20 protein-coding genes are annotated in these 21,627 nt (G+C 47.0%); 4 read left to right on the top strand and 16 right to left on the bottom strand.

Going from position 1 to position 21,627, the window contains the following annotated elements; all coding sequences use genetic code 11:
* Window positions 1–124 precede the first annotated feature (124 nt).
* The 7 genes from DKT73_RS16865 to DKT73_RS16895 all read right to left on the bottom strand — a co-directional run bounded on the left by DKT73_RS16865 (window position 125) and on the right by DKT73_RS16895 (window position 5,733).
* Window positions 125–757, bottom strand: a complete 633-nt coding sequence (locus tag DKT73_RS16865; RefSeq protein ID WP_111639721.1) for a DUF305 domain-containing protein — start codon at window positions 755–757, stop codon at window positions 125–127.
* A 104-nt stretch (window positions 758–861) separates the two neighbouring features.
* Window positions 862–1,278: a hypothetical protein gene (locus DKT73_RS16870; RefSeq protein WP_157959202.1), complete on the bottom strand. Its 417-nt coding sequence runs from the start codon at window positions 1,276–1,278 to the stop codon at window positions 862–864.
* A gap of 108 nt (window positions 1,279–1,386) precedes the next feature.
* Window positions 1,387–1,578, bottom strand: a complete 192-nt coding sequence (locus DKT73_RS16875) for a hypothetical protein (RefSeq protein WP_111639723.1) — start codon at window positions 1,576–1,578, stop codon at window positions 1,387–1,389.
* A 150-nt stretch (window positions 1,579–1,728) separates the two neighbouring features.
* Window positions 1,729–2,310: a LysE family translocator gene (locus DKT73_RS16880; protein ID WP_111639724.1), complete on the bottom strand. Its 582-nt coding sequence runs from the start codon at window positions 2,308–2,310 to the stop codon at window positions 1,729–1,731.
* 72 nt (window positions 2,311–2,382) lie between these two features.
* Entirely contained in the window at window positions 2,383–3,210 is an 828-nt protein-coding gene (locus DKT73_RS16885) for an AraC family transcriptional regulator (protein ID WP_111639725.1), read from the bottom strand.
* An 82-nt stretch (window positions 3,211–3,292) separates the two neighbouring features.
* Window positions 3,293–4,627 (bottom strand): MATE family efflux transporter, encoded by a 1,335-nt coding sequence (locus DKT73_RS16890; RefSeq protein WP_111639726.1) that lies wholly within the window; start codon window positions 4,625–4,627, stop codon window positions 3,293–3,295.
* A gap of 116 nt (window positions 4,628–4,743) precedes the next feature.
* Complete coding sequence (locus DKT73_RS16895) at window positions 4,744–5,733, bottom strand: DMT family transporter (protein WP_198666652.1); 990 nt, start codon at window positions 5,731–5,733, stop codon at window positions 4,744–4,746.
* A 150-nt stretch (window positions 5,734–5,883) separates the two neighbouring features.
* Between DKT73_RS16895 and DKT73_RS16900 the strand changes: the two genes are divergently transcribed.
* The gene (locus DKT73_RS16900) at window positions 5,884–6,753 is read left to right on the top strand and encodes a LysR family transcriptional regulator (RefSeq protein WP_111639727.1); all 870 of its coding nucleotides are present in this window, start codon (window positions 5,884–5,886) and stop codon (window positions 6,751–6,753) included.
* A 30-nt stretch (window positions 6,754–6,783) separates the two neighbouring features.
* Here the strand turns inward: DKT73_RS16900 and DKT73_RS16905 are convergent, their stop codons facing one another.
* Window positions 6,784–8,028, bottom strand: a complete 1,245-nt coding sequence (locus DKT73_RS16905; protein ID WP_111639728.1) for a multidrug effflux MFS transporter — start codon at window positions 8,026–8,028, stop codon at window positions 6,784–6,786.
* A gap of 63 nt (window positions 8,029–8,091) precedes the next feature.
* Window positions 8,092–9,450 (bottom strand): amidohydrolase family protein, encoded by a 1,359-nt coding sequence (locus tag DKT73_RS16910; protein WP_111639729.1) that lies wholly within the window; start codon window positions 9,448–9,450, stop codon window positions 8,092–8,094.
* 27 nt (window positions 9,451–9,477) lie between these two features.
* On the opposite strand from DKT73_RS16910, the gene DKT73_RS20085 reads away from it, so the two are divergent.
* Both DKT73_RS20085 and DKT73_RS16915 read left to right on the top strand, forming a co-directional pair.
* A complete protein-coding gene (locus DKT73_RS20085) occupies window positions 9,478–9,687 on the top strand; it encodes a hypothetical protein (protein ID WP_157959203.1) in 210 nt (69 codons plus the stop codon).
* A 318-nt stretch (window positions 9,688–10,005) separates the two neighbouring features.
* Window positions 10,006–11,019 (top strand): ABC transporter substrate-binding protein, encoded by a 1,014-nt coding sequence (locus tag DKT73_RS16915; RefSeq protein ID WP_111639730.1) that lies wholly within the window; start codon window positions 10,006–10,008, stop codon window positions 11,017–11,019.
* Window positions 11,020–11,268: 249 nt separating this feature from the next.
* On the opposite strand, the gene DKT73_RS16920 is transcribed toward DKT73_RS16915, so the two are convergent.
* On the bottom strand, window positions 11,269–12,273 hold the full coding sequence (locus DKT73_RS16920) for a virulence RhuM family protein (RefSeq protein WP_111639731.1): 1,005 nt from the start codon (window positions 12,271–12,273) through the stop codon (window positions 11,269–11,271).
* A 267-nt stretch (window positions 12,274–12,540) separates the two neighbouring features.
* Here DKT73_RS16920 and DKT73_RS16925 point away from each other — a divergent pair, with 267 nt between their 5' ends.
* Window positions 12,541–13,491, top strand: coding sequence for a LysR family transcriptional regulator (locus DKT73_RS16925; protein WP_111639732.1), 951 nt, complete (start codon window positions 12,541–12,543; stop codon window positions 13,489–13,491).
* A gap of 86 nt (window positions 13,492–13,577) precedes the next feature.
* Here DKT73_RS16925 and DKT73_RS16930 read toward each other — a convergent pair whose 3' ends face one another.
* From DKT73_RS16930 to mmsA, 6 genes are all read right to left on the bottom strand, one after another.
* A complete protein-coding gene (locus DKT73_RS16930) occupies window positions 13,578–15,086 on the bottom strand; it encodes an aldehyde dehydrogenase (NADP(+)) (RefSeq protein ID WP_111639733.1) in 1,509 nt (502 codons plus the stop codon).
* 257 nt (window positions 15,087–15,343) lie between these two features.
* Window positions 15,344–17,104, bottom strand: a complete 1,761-nt coding sequence (gene araD / locus DKT73_RS16935) for an L-arabinonate dehydratase (RefSeq protein WP_111639734.1) — start codon at window positions 17,102–17,104, stop codon at window positions 15,344–15,346.
* A complete protein-coding gene (locus DKT73_RS16940) occupies window positions 17,101–17,871 on the bottom strand; it encodes an SDR family NAD(P)-dependent oxidoreductase (protein WP_111639735.1) in 771 nt (256 codons plus the stop codon). The genes araD and DKT73_RS16940 overlap by 4 nt, the downstream gene beginning before the upstream one ends.
* The gene (gene araD1, locus DKT73_RS16945; protein ID WP_111639736.1) at window positions 17,868–18,836 is read right to left on the bottom strand and encodes an AraD1 family protein; all 969 of its coding nucleotides are present in this window, start codon (window positions 18,834–18,836) and stop codon (window positions 17,868–17,870) included. Before araD1 ends, DKT73_RS16940 begins: the two co-directional genes overlap by 4 nt.
* 27 nt (window positions 18,837–18,863) lie before the next feature.
* Window positions 18,864–20,066, bottom strand: a complete 1,203-nt coding sequence (mmsB, locus tag DKT73_RS16950; protein WP_111639737.1) for a multiple monosaccharide ABC transporter permease — start codon at window positions 20,064–20,066, stop codon at window positions 18,864–18,866.
* A 32-nt stretch (window positions 20,067–20,098) separates the two neighbouring features.
* Window positions 20,099–21,622 carry a multiple monosaccharide ABC transporter ATP-binding protein gene (mmsA, locus tag DKT73_RS16955; protein ID WP_111639738.1) on the bottom strand — a complete coding sequence of 508 codons (1,524 nt, stop codon included), beginning with the start codon at window positions 21,620–21,622 and terminating at the stop codon, window positions 20,099–20,101.
* Window positions 21,623–21,627 lie beyond the last annotated feature (5 nt).

A 21,627-nucleotide genomic window follows, 5' to 3' on the forward strand; every position in this document is an offset into this window, starting at 1 on the left:
GGTAACAGGTCTGTTACCAAATATTGAATACAGATTGAAAAAGATATGGAAAACAGAAAAGAGGATCAAAAATACAATAATACCTCCCGATCACACTATCGGGAGGTATTATTGTCGACAGAAATTAGTACTCCTGCATTAAAATGATTTCACGGTTTTGGTCGCGAATAACCGCCTCAGCCATTTCTATAAGGACTGAGTCACGACTAAACTGTAATAGCACTCTTGCCATGGCTACAGCCGCTTCGTGATGAGGTATCATGCCGTCGACAAAATCACGATTCACATCGCCACTTGCCAATAATGCATGCATGTCTGCCATCATGGTCGCATTAATCTCGGCATAAGCCGCTTTGATTTGCGCAGCGTCTACGGATGGTTTCGCTTCCCCATAACTTGCCAACCAATCTTGCATAAAGGCAATCTCGCTCGATTGCGCCGCCACGATATCAACCGCCAAAGGTTTTAATTTGTCAGACACCTGAGCGGATGCAAGCAACTGCGTCGCCATATCAATCGCCCCTTGATGGTGTGGAATCATGCCTGTCACAAAGTCATAATCCACATCCCCAGTCAATTCCGTTGAATGCATTTGCATCATCATGTGTTGGTTGCTTTGCGTGAACTGAGAAACATGCTCCGAATGATGTATTGGATGATCTGTATCCTTCTCTGGTGACGAAAAAGTGCAGCCTGCAAGCACTAAGCTCATAGTTAGCATCGCTACTGCAAAAAAGTATTTTTGAAAAAACGTCATAGTTTTATCTCACGTTATTGAGTTTTTACAAACGACTTAGACGTTATTCAGCATAATGAATCGTACTAAAGCCGTCAGAATATTAGGCACTGTCTAATAAACAGTTAACTCGCAATTAACGTAGATAAACGGGGAGGCGGCGTGACTAACTCTAAAAAATGATGTCGCCATTTTTCGATCAGCGACAATGCAGGCCAATACACAGCAGTAGAAGCCAACACCAAAAGTATAGGAGGCAAAGCCGCTAACGTACAATGATCGACACAATCCGCGTAATTCATGTTTTTAGTATGATCGTGAAAGTTAGACGCTAGGTTCACATCAGACATGGGCATCGCAGAGAATGGCACTTGAGAGACTGACGCCATCTCCTGATGTGATGCATGCAAAGAGAGTAACGCTGACGTATGTGTGTCTGGCATAGAGGCGTGAACAATCGCCTGTATCGAGGCAGATAAAGTCAGCCACGACCCAACAACAAAGCACATCATAATCCAAACGACTCGCGGTATGCTCAACACATCATTAAGCCTATTAAAAACATCTAAACAGCATACTCCTCAAATATAAAATCGACAAACATCGCTAATACAAATCCCTTTCATTCAGTATTGCTACTTTGACCTTCCCTATTTTTTAGGGAAGGTACTAAGCTCTTTAACCAAGGTAAATACATTGCCTTTGCTGACTTCTTTCTCAAAGCTGTCTTGCATGATGCCCATGTCTTTACGCAGTTCATGGGACAGAGACGCAAGCTTCTTACGAGATAGGTAACGCTGAAAACATACCGAAAAGTGTTGTAGTAATGCAATGATGATCATACCAACCTCCTGACTCAATAAACTGTCTTAGTGAGTAATGATAGATGGCTTACTACTAGCCCAACAGACGCAGACAGATCATTAAAAAGTCATACAGAAACCAATACAGACAATCTGTATTGGTGGTTTTTAGTCATTCTGTCTGCTTTATTAAGCAAAGATAAAACGATAGGCCACATAGAACAATAACAGCGCCATAATGCGATTCACCCACGCCATGATTTTAGGGTTCATTGCGGCTTTTTTCAGTCGAGAACCGGCTAACAAGTAAGTACTTGGGGCTCCACAGGCCATGGCAGCCAGCCCTAGAGACCAGAGCGCAATTTGCCCGTCTTCGATCTGTGCTCGTGGAAACTGTATCGTCACTATCGGTACAATGGCGACTAAGGCTTTAGGATTACAAAGCTGTAATATCAAACCTGTTTTAAAGTTCACCAGCGTCGCTTTGGCCTTCAGCTCGTTTTGTTGAAAGCTTGCCCGCAAGATTTTCACCCCAAGATAAGCAATATATAACCCGCCTAATAGGGCAATAAGCGACTGATATTCCACAGGAATAACGTCGCCACCTAAATAACCAATCAACAGAAACAGGATCAGCATAGCGAGCCCAACCCCTACACAGTATAAAAAAGCGCGCCAGCCCTGTCCGTTTATACCGGCAAACAGCGCCAGCATATTAGCAGGCCCAGGACTGTACATGACACCGAAGGCGTAGATGAGTATTTCGAGCATAGGAATCCCTCAAATGGATATTGATAAAAAGCAGTCAGTAAAATTTGGTCGGTAACGTGGAGAGCGGTACGACTAACTACGTAATAAAGTGCGCCTAAATTGATAAGGCGTGAGGCCAAACATTGGCTTAAAACGACGGTTAAAATAACTCAGATCAGTAAAGCCAAAGGTAAACGCCACATCGGCTAAAGGCATCCCTAGCTCAAGCGCTTCTTTAGCGCGATTAATGCGGTAATTTTGCCAATACTGATGAGGCGTCATACCGAAGTAATCACGGAAACAACGCAACAAATGATATTTCGACATGTGAGCCACTTGGCTTAACGCATCCAAAGAGACCTCTTCCCCCACATGGGCGTGTAAATAATCTCGTACTCGTTCAAAAACAGGGTCTTTCGCGCGGCGTTTGGATTCAATCAGAATGCCTTTTTGACACGCCAAATATTCGGCAAATTCGAACAAAGCAGACGAGTATTCAAGCGCGGATGAGATATCATTTTCGACCAAAGCGGCCAAACGTAAAATATGTGTTTTGAGCACAGCGTCATGTTGCACAATACGCTCAATACGAAATTCTTGTGCGCGACGAACGCCAGCACTGGCAAGCATAGGGCTGAGTTGATCAGGATGGACATAAAGCATTTTGTAGTGCAGTGGATCTTCGCCACCAGAGTGGCCGTCATGAGCATCGTCTGGATTAAACACAATCACATTGCCCACATGACTCTTATGATGCTCTCCCAAAGCAAAAAAATCCTGACGACCCGATAACGTCACTCCAAAAGAAAACTCTTCATGGGCATGAGTGCCATAGGAAAAATCGCTCATAGAGGCTTCCAGCAACATGACTTCATCAAGCACAGCGCTTTTCGCAAACTGAAAACGATTTTCTACTGACATCACACCCTCTCTCTACACTCACCCAATCCATGACAATAGACTAACCAATGACAGACAAAAAAGATTGGACGATATTGCGCGATTAGGTCTTACTAAGCTTCGCCTCAACCTGTATAAGCGCTCGTCGATACATGCGCCAAGCACAAACACCGGCAAGGGCATTACCGATCAGGACACCGAAAAATAGTCCTTTTAAGCCGCCTAACTCAGAACCGATCCACAGACAAGGCAAAAAGAAGGCAAACAGGCGTAAAGCAGAGATAACCAGTGCCGTATAAGATTTCCCTAAGGCATTGGCGATAGACACCATCAACATACAAATGCCAAGTAAGCCAAGGCTCAGCGGAATAACCATCAGGTGCCAATGCAGAATTCCCGCGACATCTTGATCGCTGGTCATTAAGTTCGCCAACGCACCTGAGACAAAGAAGGTTATCACGGCAATCAGCAATTGAAAGGATAAAACAAATCGACAGGCCAAACGCACCACATAGCGTACATCATCGAGGCGCCCTTCCCCTAGCAATCGTCCTACCATCGGCGGCATAGACATGGTCAGCGCCAACACAGCCACAATAGAGAAAAATTCAAAACGTGAGCCCAGTGCCCAAGACGCCACAGCTGCCGTACCAAAGCCTGCAATCAGTTTGGTCGCCAACATAGAAGACACGGGCGGCAATAACTGACTAATCATCGCGGGCCCCATAATGTGACCAATCGACGCCAAGCTTTTGCCAATATTAAGATCTTGCCAGTCAAAGGTAATCCAATGCTTACGAGCCACGTTGGGCGCAACAATCAAGGTACCCAAACCAAACGCCACCGTGGTTGCCATCGCGGCACCGTTCAAGCCAAGATCCAAAGTAAAAATGAAAATAGGATCCAGCACCAAATTCAGTACGCTGGTCACTATCATCATGATACCAGGCAATAAAGTATTGCCATTGGAACGACATATACTGTAATAAAAATAGATCAATGCCCCCACCCAAGCGCTAAGCAACCAGTGAGGCCAATACGAATCAATAATAGGATACACAGAATCTGGCGCACTCAGTAACGCCAAAATGGGATGTCGTAACAACCAAATAATCACACTAAAGAAAGCAATGCCCACACTGCCCATCATCAGCACCAAACCGCCTAATTGTTTGGCGTAACGCGTGTTCCCCGCGCCTAAAGCACGGGAAATAATCGCCGTCGTCGCAATCCCCAACCCCACTTGCAGGCCAATCACAATCATCTGAATCGGCAAAGTAAACCCCTGCGCTGCCAAAGGCAACAGACCCAACTGCCCGATGAAAGCACTGTCCACCAACTGAAAACTCATCAGCGACAAAACACCAAACAACATCGGCCACGTCATGGAAAAAAGTTGCTTCGCTAAAGAATCAGATGAAGATACTTGGGAGGACATAAATGTGGCTCATACTAAAAACTGAGCCTATATTCTACCCTATTTTGAGGACGACAGAATGAATGAAGGGAGGATTAACCGCTCTTTACCCTTATCACATAAAACGGACATTCCTACTAAACATCACCAGTAGCACTGACTACACCACGACGTTCAGCAAGCGCTAACACCACAACCGACAGCATTAGAATGGTCATACCAAGTAAAGCGAGTTGTGTGAGTTGCTCACCAAGAAACAATACGGCAATCATAGTCGCAGTGAGAGGTTCTACCAGCACAATAACAGACGCCGTCGTCGCGCGGACAGAAGAAAGCCCCGTGTTAAAAAGAATATAGGCCATCGCTGTTGGCACTAAGCCGAGATACCCCAGAAAAAGGAAACTAGAAAGCAAACGTTCGGTCATGGGTATCACGCCTTCAAACATGGCGAGAGGCAATAGGCAAACCGTTCCCACTATCATGCCTAAAAAAGTAACATTAAATTGATCCGCATGTCGGCGCAAACTCATTGCTCTGGTAAGAATCGTCACACTGGCATAGCCCAATGCTGATAAACACGCGAATGCCATTCCCAAATGCGAACTGGGTCTCATGTCACTGCCGCCAGTCAACAAAGCCAAGCCTAAAATCGCAAAAATCATAGTCAACAGACCCGCTTTAGCCATCCGCTCACCCAGTGCCACATACGAACCTAGCGCCATGAAAATTGGCCCCAAGCCTAAAGTAACCACAGTGGCGACGGCCAAGCCGCTGTATTGAACTGCGGCAAAATAAGCGGCCTGATATACGGCTGACCCTATTCCGATAACAACCAGCCTTCCCCTGTATTTTTTCATAAAATGGCTCATTTCGGCTCTTTTTAAACGAGACGTCATCAAGAAAGCAAAGACAGCCAAAATGCACACTCCTATCAAGAAACGCCAAAAGGAAACGGCGATGGGACCAAGACCGCTACTCTGGTAAAGCATCGCAGCCACAGCACCTCCCGTTCCCCATGCCATCGCGGCACACATCACACACAACAAACCACGACCAACAGATATCTGTTGAGCGGTTTCCTCTGTTCCTATCGCCTCAGAAACCAGTACCTTAGCCACCATCATCATGTCTCAACTTACACAGCTCTATTCTTTTCACGCCAGAATCGCTGAAATAATTCCAAAAGCAAAACGAATGTTTTGCTATTCTATTATTCGATAATCAAATACAAACTTTTTGCACCAAGTTGTATACCAAACAAAAAGAAGGACAAAACAATGCACCATCCAGACCTACATCTCACTTGGCTCAGAACCTTTGTGGCAGTGGTGGATACAGGGTCACTGACCGCTGCAGCGCCTTTGGTGTATCGTTCACAATCCGCCGTAAGCATGCACATCAAAAAATTGGAAACCATTGTGGGAAGTGCCATTCTCTTCAGAGGGCCGCATCATTTGGAAGTCACGCCAAAAGGCGTTGAATTACTCGCTTACTCGCGGCGCATGTTAGCACTGCAATCTGAAGCCCATGACGCACTGTTTGGCCAGCAACTGTCCGGTCTTGTGCGGATCGGTGTACCAGACGACTACGCCATGTACCTCGCACCGGTTTTGCGAAGTTTTGCCAGTCGCCATACCAATGTCGACATCGAGCTAACCTGTGAGCAATCGACCTCGCTCATCCCTCAAATCAACAACAATGAATTGGATATTGCCCTGATTTCCCAAGACAAAGCAGAACAAGGAGAGTGGTTGTTTCAAGAACCTATGGTGTGGGTTGGTTCCACCCAACATGAAGTATGGCGGCGCAAGCCTTTACCCATTGCCGTCTATGAAGCCGGTAGTATGGCGCAAATAGGAACATTATCTGCGTTGAATAAACACAATAGGGAATATCGTATTGTCTATAAAAGTTCGGGGCTGGCGGGGCAACTTGCCGCCGTAGAAAGTGGATTGGCGGTCGCCGCCTTGACTCGTTGCAGCGTTCCCGCAGGGCTGCCTATTTTACAAAATCTACCCGCTGAATACGATTTACCAAAATTAGCGGCCATGGACGTGGCAGTATTTCGTAGTAAAAGATCGGCAAAATCAGCCGTGGTAGAGGCCATCAACGAGCAAATCATTCATACCCTTAAAGTCGATCGTTAACACCCACTGTTCTCTTGAATAAAACGTCTGTTAAGCCGCATCAGAGGCTCGACTAAACCGATGTCCATATCTCAGCATGACTAAGGCAATCATAGAAAAAAGAGCAAAACTACAGGCCAAAGGAATCACCGTAAAGTTATAGAACTGCCCTGCGATGGTTGCTAACACGATAGCAATCAAACTGGATAAGGACGAGATCAATGATGCTCCAAGACCCGCCACGGCTCCCAATGGTTCCATCGCCATGGCGTTCACATTACCAAATACCATGCCGAGGCAAGAAAACATCACCATACCCAGCGCCATGAAAAAAACAAAAGGCGGTACACCCGAAAAAAATACCGCCACAACCAAAAGAACAAACGCCGTCGAACACATCACACTTAACGCGCCAACCACACAGCGCAACATACCCACTCGCAGGACAATTTTGCCATTTGAAAAATTGATAACAGAAGACCCTATCGCCAGCATGCCAAAAAACAAAGGAAAACGGTCGCCCGTGTTATAAACATCCTGAAAAATAGACTGTGCCGTACTTATGTACAGCATCAGGGCACCAAAAATACAACCTAACAAAACGGTAAACGCCATCACATCTCGACGGCTCAATATAAAACGCACATCCACCATTAAACGTTTTCTATTCAATGGGATACGGTTTTCTTTTGATAATGTTTCAGGTTGACGTAACAAGAGCCAACCACCAGCAACAGCGGCCTGTATCATTAACAAAGCAAAAATCCAGCGCCAATCGGCCACCTTAATCACCAACTGCCCCAATGAAGGCGCAAGCATGGGCACAAGAATAAACACCATCATAACAAAGGACATGATACGTGCCATCGCTGCGCCCTTGTACAAGTCCCGAATCAAGGCGCGAGACGCAATTTTTGGCCCTGCAACGCCAAATCCTTGGATAATACGCCCCAGTAAAAACACCTCGATAGACGACGCCAATAGCGCAATCACAGAACCTACAATATAAATACTGATGCCAATTAAAATGCTTTTTTTACGACCTATCGCGTCCGACAACGGACCAAAAACGATCTCGCCAAACACCATACCCAGAATCATTGCCGAGACAATCCACTGAGTTTTCTGATAATCAATAATCGCCAAAGATTCAGCAATATTTGGAAACGCTGGCAACATGGCATCCATACTCAACGCTGTCAGCGACATCATCAAAGCAAACAACGCCACCAGCTCTTTTTCGGCCAAACGCTTTACTGACGATCCAATGGGTTGTGGTGAATGAGAAAGCGACATCCTTTTCCTTAACGACGAATAAAATGGATCAATAGTTTACTCGCCTATTCAAGTATCTCGCAATTAATTAGATGGGGCTCTTACTAATAATTCCAGCACCGCGACTTTGACATCATGTACTAGCTCAGCTTCATCCACGCCCAGCACTTGGCCGTTTTCAACCACACGTTTACCATTCACAAAGCTGTGTTTAATCAGTGCTGGTTCACCACATAAGATTGGCGTTTCTAATGGGCTGTGTACACCCGAAAAGCGCGGTGCATCAAGGGAATACAGCACCAAATCAGCAGCATAACCTTCGGCTATTTGCCCTGTTTTAAGCCCCAAAAGATCCGCGCCGTTTTGCGTGCCCCATTTAAGTACTTGCGAGACATTCGTTGCTGAAGGCCCGCTATGGGTTCGATGTAATAGCCAAGCTAAATTCAACTCCTGCAACATAGAAGCACTTTCACTGGAGGCGGAGCCATCAACGCCGAGGGTAATCGGAATGCCGGCTTTTTCCATCGCCAGCACTGGCGCAATACCACTGCCAAGGCGACAATTTGACGTAGGGCAATGGGCAATTCGCGTTTTCGTTTGCGCCAGTAATTCAATCGCATGAGCATCAGCTTGTACCAAGTGAGCGAACCACACATCGTCACCCAACCAATCACAATGGGCGGCATAGTCAATGGCGCTCATGCCGAAGTTTTGTTGCGCCATTTGCTCATCGAAAGACACTTCCAATAAATGCGAATGACGTAGTAAATTGCGCTCTTTTGCCCACTGGGCGTAACTGCGTAAATCTTCGGCTGGCGAGGTGTGAACCAAGCTGGTCGGTGCAACAACCAAGCGTCGCATGCTGAATGAGCTGGCATCATGATAGCGTTTGTAGGAAGCATCAAGGCGATCCAATGACAAGGCCAATGACTCTGGAACGATGCCGCTGTCTTGCATGCCTTTATGACTGCCTTGTACCGTTGCGCCGCCACGGCATAAAACCAATCGAATACCTAAATCTTCGGCCGCTCGCCAAACGGCGTCTTCCAACTCAGGCGATGTGCTCGCATGGTACAAATAATGATGGTCCGCACAGGTGGTCACGCCAGAGCGCAGCTGTTCATACAGGCCTAATTTCGCTGCAACATACATTAAATCTGGGGTGATTTGTGGCCAGAATCGATACGGCACGCTTGCCAGCCATTCCCCTAAACTTTGGTTCAAACCAGCAGGCACGCCTTTTAGAATCGACTGGGCAAGATGATGGTGAGTGTTCACAAACCCGGGATAAACCACACAGCCGGATGCGTCTATTAATTCATCGTCAGGTTCATAGTCTAATGTGGAGGAAATGGCGGCAATCACGCCATCTTTGATACGGATCTCTTGGGGAAGCTCATAACCTGCAACGGCTTTGGCTTGGCGAATCAAATACTGGGGCATAACACTCTCCTTTTTTAGGAAAGAGCAATGTCCAGGCCGCAAGGCTTAACCGCTTCTACTCTTTATTTCACACACAATTTAACCAGATCAACAAGCAAACCCTGTACCAGTCTATGCAACGGCAATAAACACACAGCAAGCGTTAAGCAATCATGGTATTTGGCATCGTATTTATGGTGCAACAAGGCCACCATTCGCCCACTTCAAGTGCATAACCAAGAACAAAAAGCCGCATAACGGCTGAATTTATAGACAAGTGTATTTGGCCTGCTTGTTGCTTAATCATAAGTAGCGCAAATAGTTTGCGCGACGCAATGAGTAGAAGCGGTCAAATTTGGTCGAGTTCAATACACCAAATTCGGGCATTGCTCACTGCCTTATCGACAACCCAAAGAGGATGTCGAAAGGGAAGTGACAGCCGTTTCAATCTAACTCGACTGTGTACCCAGCCCTCTCGCTCTTTCCTCATCTGATTTTCTTTGTGGTTGTTTCAGTGACCGAATTTGGCTTACCTAAAGCGCTAAGTCGAATCTATTAAGAAGACTGGAGAAGACAATGAACATCACCCGTAACGTATCTCTATTGCGTACCCTATGCCTAGCTGGGGCCGTGGCATGGACCACATTCAATGCCAGTGCCGTATTGGCCGCAGATAAAGTAAGATTTCAACTAGACTGGCTACCGGGAGGCGACAAAGCGCCCGTTTACGTTGGCATCAAAAAAGGGTTTTTTGAAGACGCTGATTTAGACGTCACCGTTGCCAGCGGTCGAGGCTCTAATGATTCAATTAGCAAACTGGCCACAAGCAATGCCGACATAGGTTTATCTGATTTAGTGGCACTATTGATGGCCAAAGCGCAAAATGATGTCCCCGTTTCCGCCGTTTATTCTGTCTTCAGCAAAGCACCCCATGCTTTCTTTGTCCCTGCTGACGCAAACATTAACAGCGTTAAAGACGTCACTGGAAAACGCATCGCTACCTCGCCTTATACCTCATCAAACGTATTTTTACCGCTCTTACTGGAAGTCAACGGTGTCGATCCAGACAGTATAAAACTGATCAAAGCAGACGCGGGGGCGCTTAATCCTATGTTGCTCTCAGGCAATGTTGATGTCGTGATTTCATGGGTAACCGATACAGTAATTTACCAACAACAAGCCAAAAGCGCAGGCAAGACCTTGCAGGTATTGCCTTGGTACGATGCTGGATTAGAGTTTTATTCCACCTCTGTCATTGCCTCGAATCGCTTTATTAATGAACACCCAGACGTGACCAAACGCTTTGTTGCAGCGTATAAAAAAGCCATTGAATACACTTGGGCGCACCCTGAGGAAAGCGGACAAATCGTTCATGACATGGTGCCTGAAGTCGACGCCAGCACCGCGACAGATACTATTAATTCCATTAAATCTCTAGTCTATAACGCCGTCAGCGACCAAGATGGCTACGGTGCATTTACTAAAGAGCGACTCGCTACCACATGGCAGTGGACCGCCAAAGCGCAAAATATCCCAATCAACAGCTTTGATCCAGAAAGCGCGGTTAATCGTCAGTTTACTCCTCAATAAACACCGCGTTTTGTACCCGTTAAAAATCTAAACTGAAGGTTTTTAACGGGTTTCAGGCTCAAATAAAAATTAACCTAAAGATGCCTCTTTCCATCGGATCACTCCAGCTTAGATCACACCTTTAACTCCTCGGGTTGTTTCGGACTATTGTTAAATATCTTAGGGCTTTACTATCTCATCCGAGTATAAGTAATCTCAGAGCCTGCGGCCCAATTTATTTAATTATGTTCCATCATGATATTAATGCTTTCATTCGTCATTTGAACGGTATTTAAGTTTGTACTCTAATGCTTGCAATTCGGCGTCATCGGCTTGGTCGGCCGCTAACCTTTCTTGTTGTTTACGGCGCAGATCAAAGTCAGCATACCTTTCGTTAGTCGAGTGCTCCATTTGCGCATGGCTGATTGAGCCAGCATCCGCTAATAATGGAAAACCATTGCTACTAATAATCTCGCCAACACGTGTTTGCCAAAACGCCATACGCGTTTCCATACGACTCTTGGCACGTAACTCAGCGGTTTCTAAAAAGATCACCACGAGCCGATTTAGCGTGTCTATTTCATCTTCATTCAAATAGTTTTTAGCAATTAAAATATCTTGCTTACGTACTTTATCGCCTTTCCAACTGAGTAATCCAAAATGGCCATCATCAGGATTAGCGCGGGCACAAATCAGCTCGGCGGCGGTCTGTTGTGTTACCGCATAAATCAATAGATTTTGCACCATGGCGAAAAACTGTTGAGTGTTTTTATCACTCTTATCGTAATCGCTGCTAAGAGCAAACAACTCACGTACTTTTTGGTAAAAACGTTTTTCTGAAGCACGAATATCACGGATGCGCGCCAACATCTCATCAAAATAATCGGGGCGACCATCGGGATTTTTCAAACGCTCGTCATCCATTACGAAGCCCTTATGTAAATACTCGCTCAGTACGGTACTCGCCCAGCGACGAAACTGCACACCACGCGGAGAACGCACTCTATAACCCACAGCCAAAATAGCATCTAGGTTGTAGTGTACAACCTTATATTTTTTGCCATCAGAAGCAGTTGTCAACCATTGGTTGACAACTGCTTCTTGGACCAACTCCCCATCAACAAAAATCGCTTTAAGATGCTTAGCTACATTTTGTTTAGAGGTGAGAAAAAGCTCAGCCATGTCCAGCTGACTGAGCCAGACCGTGCCGCTATCTGCTCGCAGTTGAATCCGGTTTTTTCCGTCTTCTGTGGTATATAAGATCAGTTCATTCATGCATTGATTTCCTTATCAGAATTTAAGTGAGTGAGTATGCATAACAGCCATACTATGCGGCGCCTTTTGGACTGATCATTTTAGGTATGCAACAACCTTTCATTTAATTTAATTTATCAAAATATATTTTTCTTGGAAGGTTGCAGAGAATAGGGGAAAGTAGAGGAACTCTCAACCAAATCGGTCCAATCAAACCAGTCCAAGCGCTTATGCAACACTTAATATTAGAGTAAGATATGACCACTAAAAATAACAATAGAGGTCGATATGGACATAGGTCTGGCCAAGCATTTAAAGCTGACTCAACTGCGCTTAATTTCGGTCATTGCCGAGCACGGTCAGCTGGGTATTGCCGCTGATGAAATGGCGATGACGCAGCCTGCGGCGTCGCGTATGTTGAGTGAAATAGAGCAAACCATTGGTACGCGTTTGTTCATTCGTCACGCCAAAGGCATGGAGCCGACACTGGTTGGTCAAGCTGTGGCACGTCGGGCCCATAATTTATTGGTTGAGCTGCGAGATCTTGCCCGAGAAGTGGGCGAACTAAAAGAAGGTGGCGGCGGAACCACCTCAATTGGCGCGGTAACCGGCGCGGCCGTCGGTTTTGTGATTCCCGCCATTCAACAATTACGCGCCATCGCACCGAAGGCCGAAATTGATATCAACGTTGATACCAGTGATATTTTAGTACGAGACTTGATCGCTGGGCACAATGATTTTGTCTTGGCGCGCATCCCCAAACAATACGACGCCAATGAATTTGAGATTTACCCTGCACGAACGGAATCGGTCACACTCGTGGTGCGTAAAGAGCACCCATTAGCCAATCTTGATAAAGTCCGCGTCAAAGACCTCGCTCATTTTGAATGGGTGATGCAATCTCATCGCGCCCCCATTCGCGAGGCTGTCGAAGCGGCTTTTATGGAAGAACGCGCGGAACTGCCCTTAAGCATTACCAACAGCACCTCTTTATTGGCATTAATTGCAATTCTAGTGTCTTCCAACGCGATTGCGCCGATGGCGAGAGAGGTCAGTGATTTACTGGTCGGTCATAAAGTAAAAGCCGACCTCAAAACACTGAAATTGGACAAAAAAATTGTCATGAGCCCGTATTATTTATTGCAAATGCGCGGCCGTCAGCTATCGCCTCTTGCCAATCAACTTAAACGCTTGGTGTTGGCGGAGCTGGAGCAAAAACCCATAAAAAGCGAGGCATAAAAAAAGCGAGTCGGTTGCTTTCAAAACCGAACTCGCTAAAACCCGCCTTGGGCTTCTTAACGGAAAGTCATGTCTCAATCTACACGCTAGCCAAGCAGATCTTTTGGCAACAAGGCCTTAGGTATATTTTGATAACATACAGGACGCAAAAAGCGACGAATCGACAAGGTACCGACCGATGTGGCACCGAAGTTTGTCGACGCGGGATAAGGGCCGCCGTGCACCATGGTGTCGTTTACTTCCACACCGGTTGGGAAACCATTCGCTAGCAAGCGTCCTGCTTTGCGTTCCAACACGGGCAAGAGTTTCTGACACGCCGCGTAATCGCCTTCATCAAGATGAATAGTACAGGTTAGCTGACCCTCCAAATGACGCGCTAACTCGACCATTTGCGCCACACTGTCTGCCAAGACAACTAAGCCAAGTGGGCCAAATACTTCATGATGTAATGTCGGATGATCCAACCACGCTTGCCCCGTTACCGTAAATAAGTTTGGTCGTGCGGTACGATCCTTGGTATCTGCCGAACGAACCACCGCTTGAATACCCGTTTTCTCAATCGCGGCCACACCAGAACGATAGGCATCAGCAATGCCGTCGGTGAGCATGGTTTGCGCAGCGACATCAGACAAAGACGCACTCGCCGCCGCTATCATGCCTTGTGAGTCCGCGTTGTCTAACATCACTGCAATGCCTGGATTGGTACAGAACTGCCCCGCTCCCATTGTCAAAGAAGCCGCCCAACCTTTGCCTAACTCTTGCCCTCGATTCTTCACCGCTTCTGGCATCACGAACATAGGATTCACAGAACCCAATTCACCAAAAAATGGAATGGGTTCAGGACGCGCCGCACACAAATCAAACAAAGCGCGGCCACCGGCCAAGCTGCCAGTAAAACCAACTGCTTTAATTAATGGATGCTGAACCAGAGCCTGCCCAACTTGACGGTTGCCCCCTTGGATCAAAGAAAACACACCCGCTGGCATCTTGCAGCGTTGAATCGCTTTATCAATGGCTTGCGCGACTAATTCGCCCGTTCCAGGATGGGCAGAGTGGCCTTTCACCACAACCGGACAGCCTGCGGCAAGAGCCGCCGCCGTATCGCCGCCCGCGGTGGAAAACGCCAGTGGAAAGTTAGACGCACCAAACACGGCAACAGGGCCGATTGGGCGTTGTATCATGTACATATCTGGACGCGGTAAAGGTGTACGGTTTGGCAAGGCTTCATCAAAACGACGATCTAAATATTCGCCCGATACAATGCGCTCAGCGAATAACCGCAGTTGCCCTGTTGTTCGGCCCCGCTCCCCTTGCAAACGGGCAGCAGGCAAACCTGTCTCTTGCACACCGATTTCGGTAATGAGATCACCTAATACATCGATTTCGTCAGCAATAGCATTTAGAAACGCGGCACGCTCTTCCCGAGAAGAATAACCAAATGTCTCAAAAGCCGCCTCGGCCGCTTCTACTGCCGCATCCACATCCGACACGCGACCAACGGCAAATTCATAAGAAGGCCCAGAAGAAGGCTCGGAAGAAAATGTCGCGTCGCCCTTTACCCATTTACCGGCAATAAAATGCTGTCCCGTTAACATACTCACTCCTCTCTTTTTATTTAATTAAATAAACAACCCCACCCCAAGAGGCGAGATATCGGTGTTTCATACGTCATTCCCGCGAAGGAGGCTGTTGCTAAACGACTTCCGTCGGTCTTGTAGGTCGCGCATTTATGCCGACAAAAAACTCGTCACGACAAATTACGTCTTGTCGGGCTAAAGCCACGACCTACAAAACAATATACAAATCAACCCATTGTAGGCCGGATGAACCAAGGTGTAATCTGGCTCTTTAATTAATGGCTATCTTTTGGCACCGCTGCACCGCGACAGCCTTTTAGGAAGTCAAAATCGGCTCCCGTATCGGCGCCCTGTACATGGTCATGGAATAGTTTGATATAACCACTTTTTGGTGCTTCCAAATGACTTGTCCAGTTCGCTAAGCGTGTTGCCATTTCTTCATCGGAAATGTCCACATGAAGGCGGCGGTTTTCTACGTCTAATTCAATCATGTCGCCATTTTGAATAACGGCTAATGGTCCGCCCGCTGCGGCTTCTGGTGTCGTATGTAGAACCACGGTGCCATAAGCGGTTCCCGACATACGCGCATCAGAAATACGCACCATGTCTTTAATGCCTTTGCGCAGCACTTTTGGCGGCAAACCCATATTGCCCACTTCCGCCATACCTGGATAACCTTTCGGCCCACAGTTTTTCAATACCATGACGCAGTTTTCATCAATGTCCAACGCCTCGTCATTGATCTTCGCTTTGTAATCATCAATGTCTTCAAACACCACCGCACGTCCACGGTGTTGCAATAAATGAGGTGACGCCGCAGAAGGTTTTAATACCGCACCCAATGGCGCAAGATTGCCTTTCAATACAACAATGCCACCTTTTTGTGTCAGTGCTTTTTCCACCGGCAAAATCACATCTGGGTTCCAGTTACGAACCTCTTTCACTTCGTCCCAAATGGATTCACCAGACACGGTGATGGCATTTTTATGCAGTTTTCCCGCTTCCGCCAAATGCTTGATTACCACAGGCAAGCCACCCGCATAGAAAAATTCTTCCATCAAATATTTGCCGGACGGCATGAGGTTTACTATGGTGGCAATGTTCTGGCCCAGCTTGTCCCAATCATCCAGATTCAGGTCTACGCCCACTCGACCCGCAATAGCGAGTAAATGAATCACCGCATTGGTAGAACCACCAATCGCGCCGTTGACTCGAATCGCATTTTCAAAGGCTTGGCGAGTCAAAATATCAGACGGTTTCAGATCGTCTTTCACCATGTCAACAATACGACGGCCCGTAAGATGCGCCATGACTCGACGACGGCTATCTACCGCTGGAATCGCTGCGTTCCCAGACAGCGCCATACCCAGCGCTTCTGCCATAGAGGCCATGGTGCTGGCGGTGCCCATGGTGTTACAACCGCCGGCAGAGCGGGACATGGACTGTTCGGCTTCGAGGAAGTCTTCTTGGGTCATCTTGCCTGCTTTGATGTCTTCCGACATTTGCCACAAGGCCGTACCCGATCCCACGCGCTCACCTCTAAAATAGCCGTTTAACATCGGGCCACCAGACACCACAATCGCGGGAATATCGACACTGCATGCGCCCATCAGCAACGCGGGCGTGGTTTTGTCACAACCTGCCAATAAGACAACACCGTCAAGTGGATTGGCTCGCAAAGCCTCTTCCACATCCATCGCGGCCATATTGCGATACATCATGGCTGTTGGCCGCAGCGAACTTTCGCCTACCGAGAACACAGGAAACTCGAGTGGCAAACCTCCAGCTTCATAAATACCGTGTTTCACTCGGTCAGCAAGTTCGCGCAAATGCGCATTACAAGGGGTAAGCTGAGACCAAGTATTACAAATCCCAATAACAGGGCGACCATCGAATAAATCCGCTGGCAAACCTTGATTCTTCATCCAACTGCGATGATAAATATGATCACGAGAAGTACCGCCAAACCATTCGGTTGAACGCAATTTGCGGGGCCATTCTTTTGGTACGAACGTGTTTTTTTCAGAATCACTCATACCCAACCTCCATCCACGATAAAGTTCTGCGCCGAACACATAGCCGACGCATCGGATCCTAAAAACAGTGCCATATTGGCGATGTGTTCAGGCAGCACTTTGCCTGCTAGGCATTGGCTTTGTTTAATTTTTTCTTCAGCGGCATCATCCACCCACATGCGCAGTTGTTTCTCTGTCATTACCCAGCCTGGCACCAAGGTATTCACACGAATACCAGCACCGCCTAAATCTCGGGCAAGGGAGCGTGTTAAACCGTGCGTTGCGGCTTTGCTCGTACCGTAAGTTGGATAGCCTGCCGTTGCCATCATCCAGCCCACTGAGCCAAAATTGATAATCGAACCACCACCGAGTTTTCGCATCATGGGCGCGACCGCTTGGGCGGCAAACATGGCGTGCTTGATGTTCACCCCAACCAGCTCATCGAAGCGTTCTTCTGTCAGTGATTCCAAAGAATGGCGCACATCGTTAGCGGCATTGTTCAATAAAACCGATATGGGCCCAAACGCCTCTGCAGCGGCGCGAATTTTGCTCTGATAATCTTGAATCTGAGTGATGTCACAGACCTCAAAGCGCACCTCGTGACCGTCTTTTTTCAGACGTTTGGCCAGCGCCATACCGGCTTTTTCATCTAAATCGACAAAAGCCGTCTTCGCTCCTTGCCTCGCATACGCTTCAACAATGGCCGCACCAATCCCAGTTGCGCCGCCAGAAATAAACACCGACCGCTCTTTCAAGTCTGGGTATACGGCGTTTTTTGTCTTATTCATAGCGAGGTTACCTCTGTATTGAGTTCATCCGCTTTTGCCAAGACATTGCGTAATGGCAGGCCAAAAGTAGGTGAGGAAATTTCAAACACATCACCCTCTTGCGTCTGAACACCATCAGCAAACGACAAGGTCGCCGTACCAAACATGTGCACATGCAGATCGCCTGGTTGGCGGAAAATCGAGTATTTAAAATGATGGTGCTCTAGGTTCTTAAAGGTATGCGACATATTGTCTTCACCGGATAAAAAGCCTTTTTCCCACAAGGTTTTCTCGCCACGCTCAATACGTGAATGACCATCGATGTGCATGGGCAATTCCCCCACCAGCAATTCAGGACCAAAGGAGGCTGGGCGTAATTTTGAATGAGCTAGGTACAAATAGTTTTGACGCTCTGTGATGTGATCGGAAAATTCATTTGCCAAGGTATAACCCAAACGGTGTACTTTGCCGTCGTCGCCCACCAAGTAAAAACCCGCGATTTCAGGCTCTTCGCCGCCATCCAAAGCAAAGGCAGGCGAAGGCAAAGCGCCACCTGGTGCGATTACACCAGCGCCATTGCCTTTATAAAACCATTCAGGCTGCACGCCTTCTTGACCGTCTTTTGGTTTGCCACCTTCAACGCCCATCTGGAAAATTTTCATCGAATCAGTCAGTTCTTCGCTTTTCGCGTGCATGGCATTACGAGTCGCCGCCGAACCAAGATGTGTCAAACCAGTCCCCGTCAGATACATGTGCGCTGGATCAGGATGACGCACTGGGCAGTCTAGCTGGTTGTTATTGGCTAATTCAGATAAGTTTACCGACTCTCCCACGCCATGTTTTTCAATAATAGACTTCAGCGACACGCCATTTTTAACGGCTTCCGTGGCGAGTTCGTAAACACTCGATGTACCAAGAACAAGATGGGCTTCATCGCCTTCGCGACACACCACGCCACCTTGTTTAATTTGAGATAAAAACAACATAAATTGCTCCTTAACACGCTGCGTTTGTTAACGCGCTTTTTGTTTGTTGTAGACGTCGAAAATAACCGCAGCGAGCAAGACCAAGCCCTTGATCACCTGCTGCCAATCAATCCCTATACCCAATATCGACATCCCGTTGTTCATCACGCCCATAATGAAGGCACCAATCACCGCGCCAATGACTTTACCCACACCGCCCGTCATAGAGGCACCACCAATAAATACGGCGGCGATAACATCCAATTCAAAAGCAAAACCGGCTTTGGGCGTCGCGGTGTTCAAGCGAGCGGCAAAAATTAATCCTGCTAGAGCTGCCAACATGCCCATGTTGGCAAAGGTTAGAAACGTTAAACGCTCAGTATTAATGCCAGACAACTTAGCGGCTTTTACATTGCCACCTAAGGCATAGATTCGACGACCAATCGTCGTGCTGTTGGTGATAAAGGTATAGATTGCGATCAGTACCGCCATGGTGATCAATACATTTGGCAAACCACGATAGGTACTCAACATGTAAGATAGGTAGATGATGGCAATCGTAATTAAAGCGTTCTTAGCAATAAAGAAAGCAAAAGGCTCATCTTGAATGCCGTACTTTAAGGCTCTAGCACGGCTGCGAGCAGCCAAGAAAACAATGGCACTGGCGGCTAAGACACCCAATACCAATGCCGTGATGTTTGGACGTCCTGCCCCGAATACATCTGGAATAAAGCCGGTGCTTAGTAACTGAAAGCTTTCAGGAAATGGTCCGATGGATTGCCCTTCCAGTAAGGTCAGCGTCAAACCACGAAAAACCAACATGCCTGCCAAGGTGACAATAAAAGCCGGAATTTTCCAATAAGCGATCCAGTAACCCTGTATTCCACCGATAATTAAGCCGACTAACAAACACACAGGCACCACAATAATAGTGGGTAAATTGTAGTTGACCGCCATCACAGCGGCTAACGCGCCAATGAATCCCGCCACAGACCCTACTGAGAGATCAATGTGTCCAGCGACAATCACCAGCAACATGCCAATCGCCATGATGATGATGTAGCTGTTTTGTAAAAATAAATTGGTTAAGTTGACCGGACGCATCAAAATGCCATCGGTCAAAAATTGAAACATCCCCATGATGACCACAAGCGCAATCAACATGCCGTAATCACGCATATGTGATTTAAGGTAGCTGGTAACAGAAGGTGCGGCTTGCACTGCTGTAGAGGTGTCTTTTGTTGTTGCCATTATTATTGCTCCCGCCGTTATTATTGCTATCGCTAGGCTTTTACTATCATCGACATGATTTTTTCTTGGCTCGCTTCGTCTTTGTCTAATTCACCAACAAAACGACCTTCATTCATCACGTAAATACGATCACACATGCCCAGTAACTCAGGCATTTCTGAAGAAATCATCACTACGCCTTTGCCGTCATCGGCAAGCTGGTTGATGATGCTGTAAATTTCAAACTTGGCACCCACGTCGATTCCCCGTGTTGGCTCGTCTAAAATCAGTACATCGGGTTGTGAATACAGCCATTTGCTCAATACAACTTTCTGCTGATTACCACCGGACAAATTCATCACTTTTTGAAACACACTTGGGGTACGAATATTCAGTGCTTGTCGATAATCTTCAGACACTTGACGCTCGATGTTTTCATCGATGACGCCAAAGGATGACACTCTGGGTAAATTCGCTAACGTGGTATTGGTTTGAATGGTTTCTTCTAGGATCAACCCCAGCTCTTTACGGTCTTCGGTCACATAGGCCAAACCGCTTTTAATCGCTTTTGGCACCGTCGATAAATCGGCGAGTTCACCGCGCAAACGCACTTCACCTTGCACATTTTTGCCGTAGCTTTGACCAAACAGACTCATTGCCAATTCCGTTCGTCCAGACCCCATTAAACCGGCAATTCCCACGACCTCACCCGCATGGACATTGAATTCAATGTCATGCAGCATTTGACGATCTAAGGCGTCGGCATGCCATACGTTCCACCCGCTGACTTCCATTAATACTTTGCCTAGTTGGCTGTCTCTCGCGGGATAACGATGGGCCATATCACGCCCCACCATGTCACGAATAATGTCTTCTTCACTGATGTTTTGCGCATGGCAGTCCAACGTTGATACAGAGGCACCATCACGAATCACGGTGATGCTGTCTGCTACTCGGCTAATCTCATTCAATTTGTGAGTAATCAGAATGGAGGAGATACCCTGTGCTTTTAGCTCCAGTAACAAATCCAGTAATTTGGCACTGTCGTTTTCTTGCAACGCGGCGGTTGGCTCATCCAGAATCAACAGTTTCACATCTTTGGCAAGGGCCTTAGCAATTTCAACCAGCTGCTGCTTACCGACACCCAATTTACCCACTAAGGTCGATGGAGACTCTTTCAAACCCACCTTGGCTAACAAATCTTGAGTGCGAGAGAAGGTTTTCGGCCAATTAATCACGCCATTTTCAACATTCTCATTGCCTAAAAATAAATTTTCAGCAATGGATAAAAGCGGCACTAACGCCAGCTCTTGATGGATAATAATGATGCCTTTTTCTTCACTGTCTTTAATGCCAGAAAACCCCACCGTCTCATCATTAAACAGGATATCGCCATCGTAACTTCCGTGTGGGTACACCCCACTCAACACTTTCATGAGAGTGGATTTACCCGCACCATTTTCACCTACTAACGCATGAATCTCACCCGCACGAACTTTAAGGTTCACCGCGTCAAGAGCTTTTACACCAGGAAAGGTCTTGGTAATGCTGCGCATTTCCAAAATAATATTTTCCATAAAAC

Origin of the sequence: Marinomonas shanghaiensis (assembly GCF_003259175.1) — a bacterium.
GTDB classification, from domain to species: Bacteria; Pseudomonadota; Gammaproteobacteria; order Pseudomonadales; family Marinomonadaceae; genus Marinomonas; species Marinomonas shanghaiensis.

Excerpts from the sequence above, each read along its gene's own strand:
- DKT73_RS16865 (WP_111639721.1), bottom strand. The coding sequence starts at position 757 with ATGACGTTTTTTCAAAAATACTTTTTTGCAGTAGCGATGCTAACTATG.
- DKT73_RS16875 (WP_111639723.1), bottom strand. The coding sequence starts at position 1,578 with ATGATCATCATTGCATTACTACAACACTTTTCGGTATGTTTTCAGCGT.
- DKT73_RS16880 (WP_111639724.1), bottom strand. The coding sequence starts at position 2,310 with ATGCTCGAAATACTCATCTACGCCTTCGGTGTCATGTACAGTCCTGGG.
- DKT73_RS16885 (WP_111639725.1), bottom strand. The coding sequence starts at position 3,210 with ATGTCAGTAGAAAATCGTTTTCAGTTTGCGAAAAGCGCTGTGCTTGAT.
- DKT73_RS16890 (WP_111639726.1), bottom strand. The coding sequence starts at position 4,627 with ATGTCCTCCCAAGTATCTTCATCTGATTCTTTAGCGAAGCAACTTTTT.
- DKT73_RS16895 (WP_198666652.1), bottom strand. The coding sequence starts at position 5,733 with ATGATGATGGTGGCTAAGGTACTGGTTTCTGAGGCGATAGGAACAGAG.
- DKT73_RS16900 (WP_111639727.1), top strand. The coding sequence starts at position 5,884 with ATGCACCATCCAGACCTACATCTCACTTGGCTCAGAACCTTTGTGGCA.
- DKT73_RS16905 (WP_111639728.1), bottom strand. The coding sequence starts at position 8,028 with ATGTCGCTTTCTCATTCACCACAACCCATTGGATCGTCAGTAAAGCGT.
- DKT73_RS16910 (WP_111639729.1), bottom strand. The coding sequence starts at position 9,450 with ATGCCCCAGTATTTGATTCGCCAAGCCAAAGCCGTTGCAGGTTATGAG.
- DKT73_RS20085 (WP_157959203.1), top strand. The coding sequence starts at position 9,478 with ATGTCCAGGCCGCAAGGCTTAACCGCTTCTACTCTTTATTTCACACAC.
- DKT73_RS16915 (WP_111639730.1), top strand. The coding sequence starts at position 10,006 with ATGAACATCACCCGTAACGTATCTCTATTGCGTACCCTATGCCTAGCT.
- DKT73_RS16920 (WP_111639731.1), bottom strand. The coding sequence starts at position 12,273 with ATGAATGAACTGATCTTATATACCACAGAAGACGGAAAAAACCGGATT.
- DKT73_RS16925 (WP_111639732.1), top strand. The coding sequence starts at position 12,541 with ATGGACATAGGTCTGGCCAAGCATTTAAAGCTGACTCAACTGCGCTTA.
- DKT73_RS16930 (WP_111639733.1), bottom strand. The coding sequence starts at position 15,086 with ATGTTAACGGGACAGCATTTTATTGCCGGTAAATGGGTAAAGGGCGAC.
- araD (WP_111639734.1), bottom strand. The coding sequence starts at position 17,104 with ATGAGTGATTCTGAAAAAAACACGTTCGTACCAAAAGAATGGCCCCGC.
- DKT73_RS16940 (WP_111639735.1), bottom strand. The coding sequence starts at position 17,871 with ATGAATAAGACAAAAAACGCCGTATACCCAGACTTGAAAGAGCGGTCG.
- araD1 (WP_111639736.1), bottom strand. The coding sequence starts at position 18,836 with ATGTTGTTTTTATCTCAAATTAAACAAGGTGGCGTGGTGTGTCGCGAA.
- mmsB (WP_111639737.1), bottom strand. The coding sequence starts at position 20,066 with ATGGCAACAACAAAAGACACCTCTACAGCAGTGCAAGCCGCACCTTCT.
- mmsA (WP_111639738.1), bottom strand. The coding sequence starts at position 21,622 with ATGGAAAATATTATTTTGGAAATGCGCAGCATTACCAAGACCTTTCCT.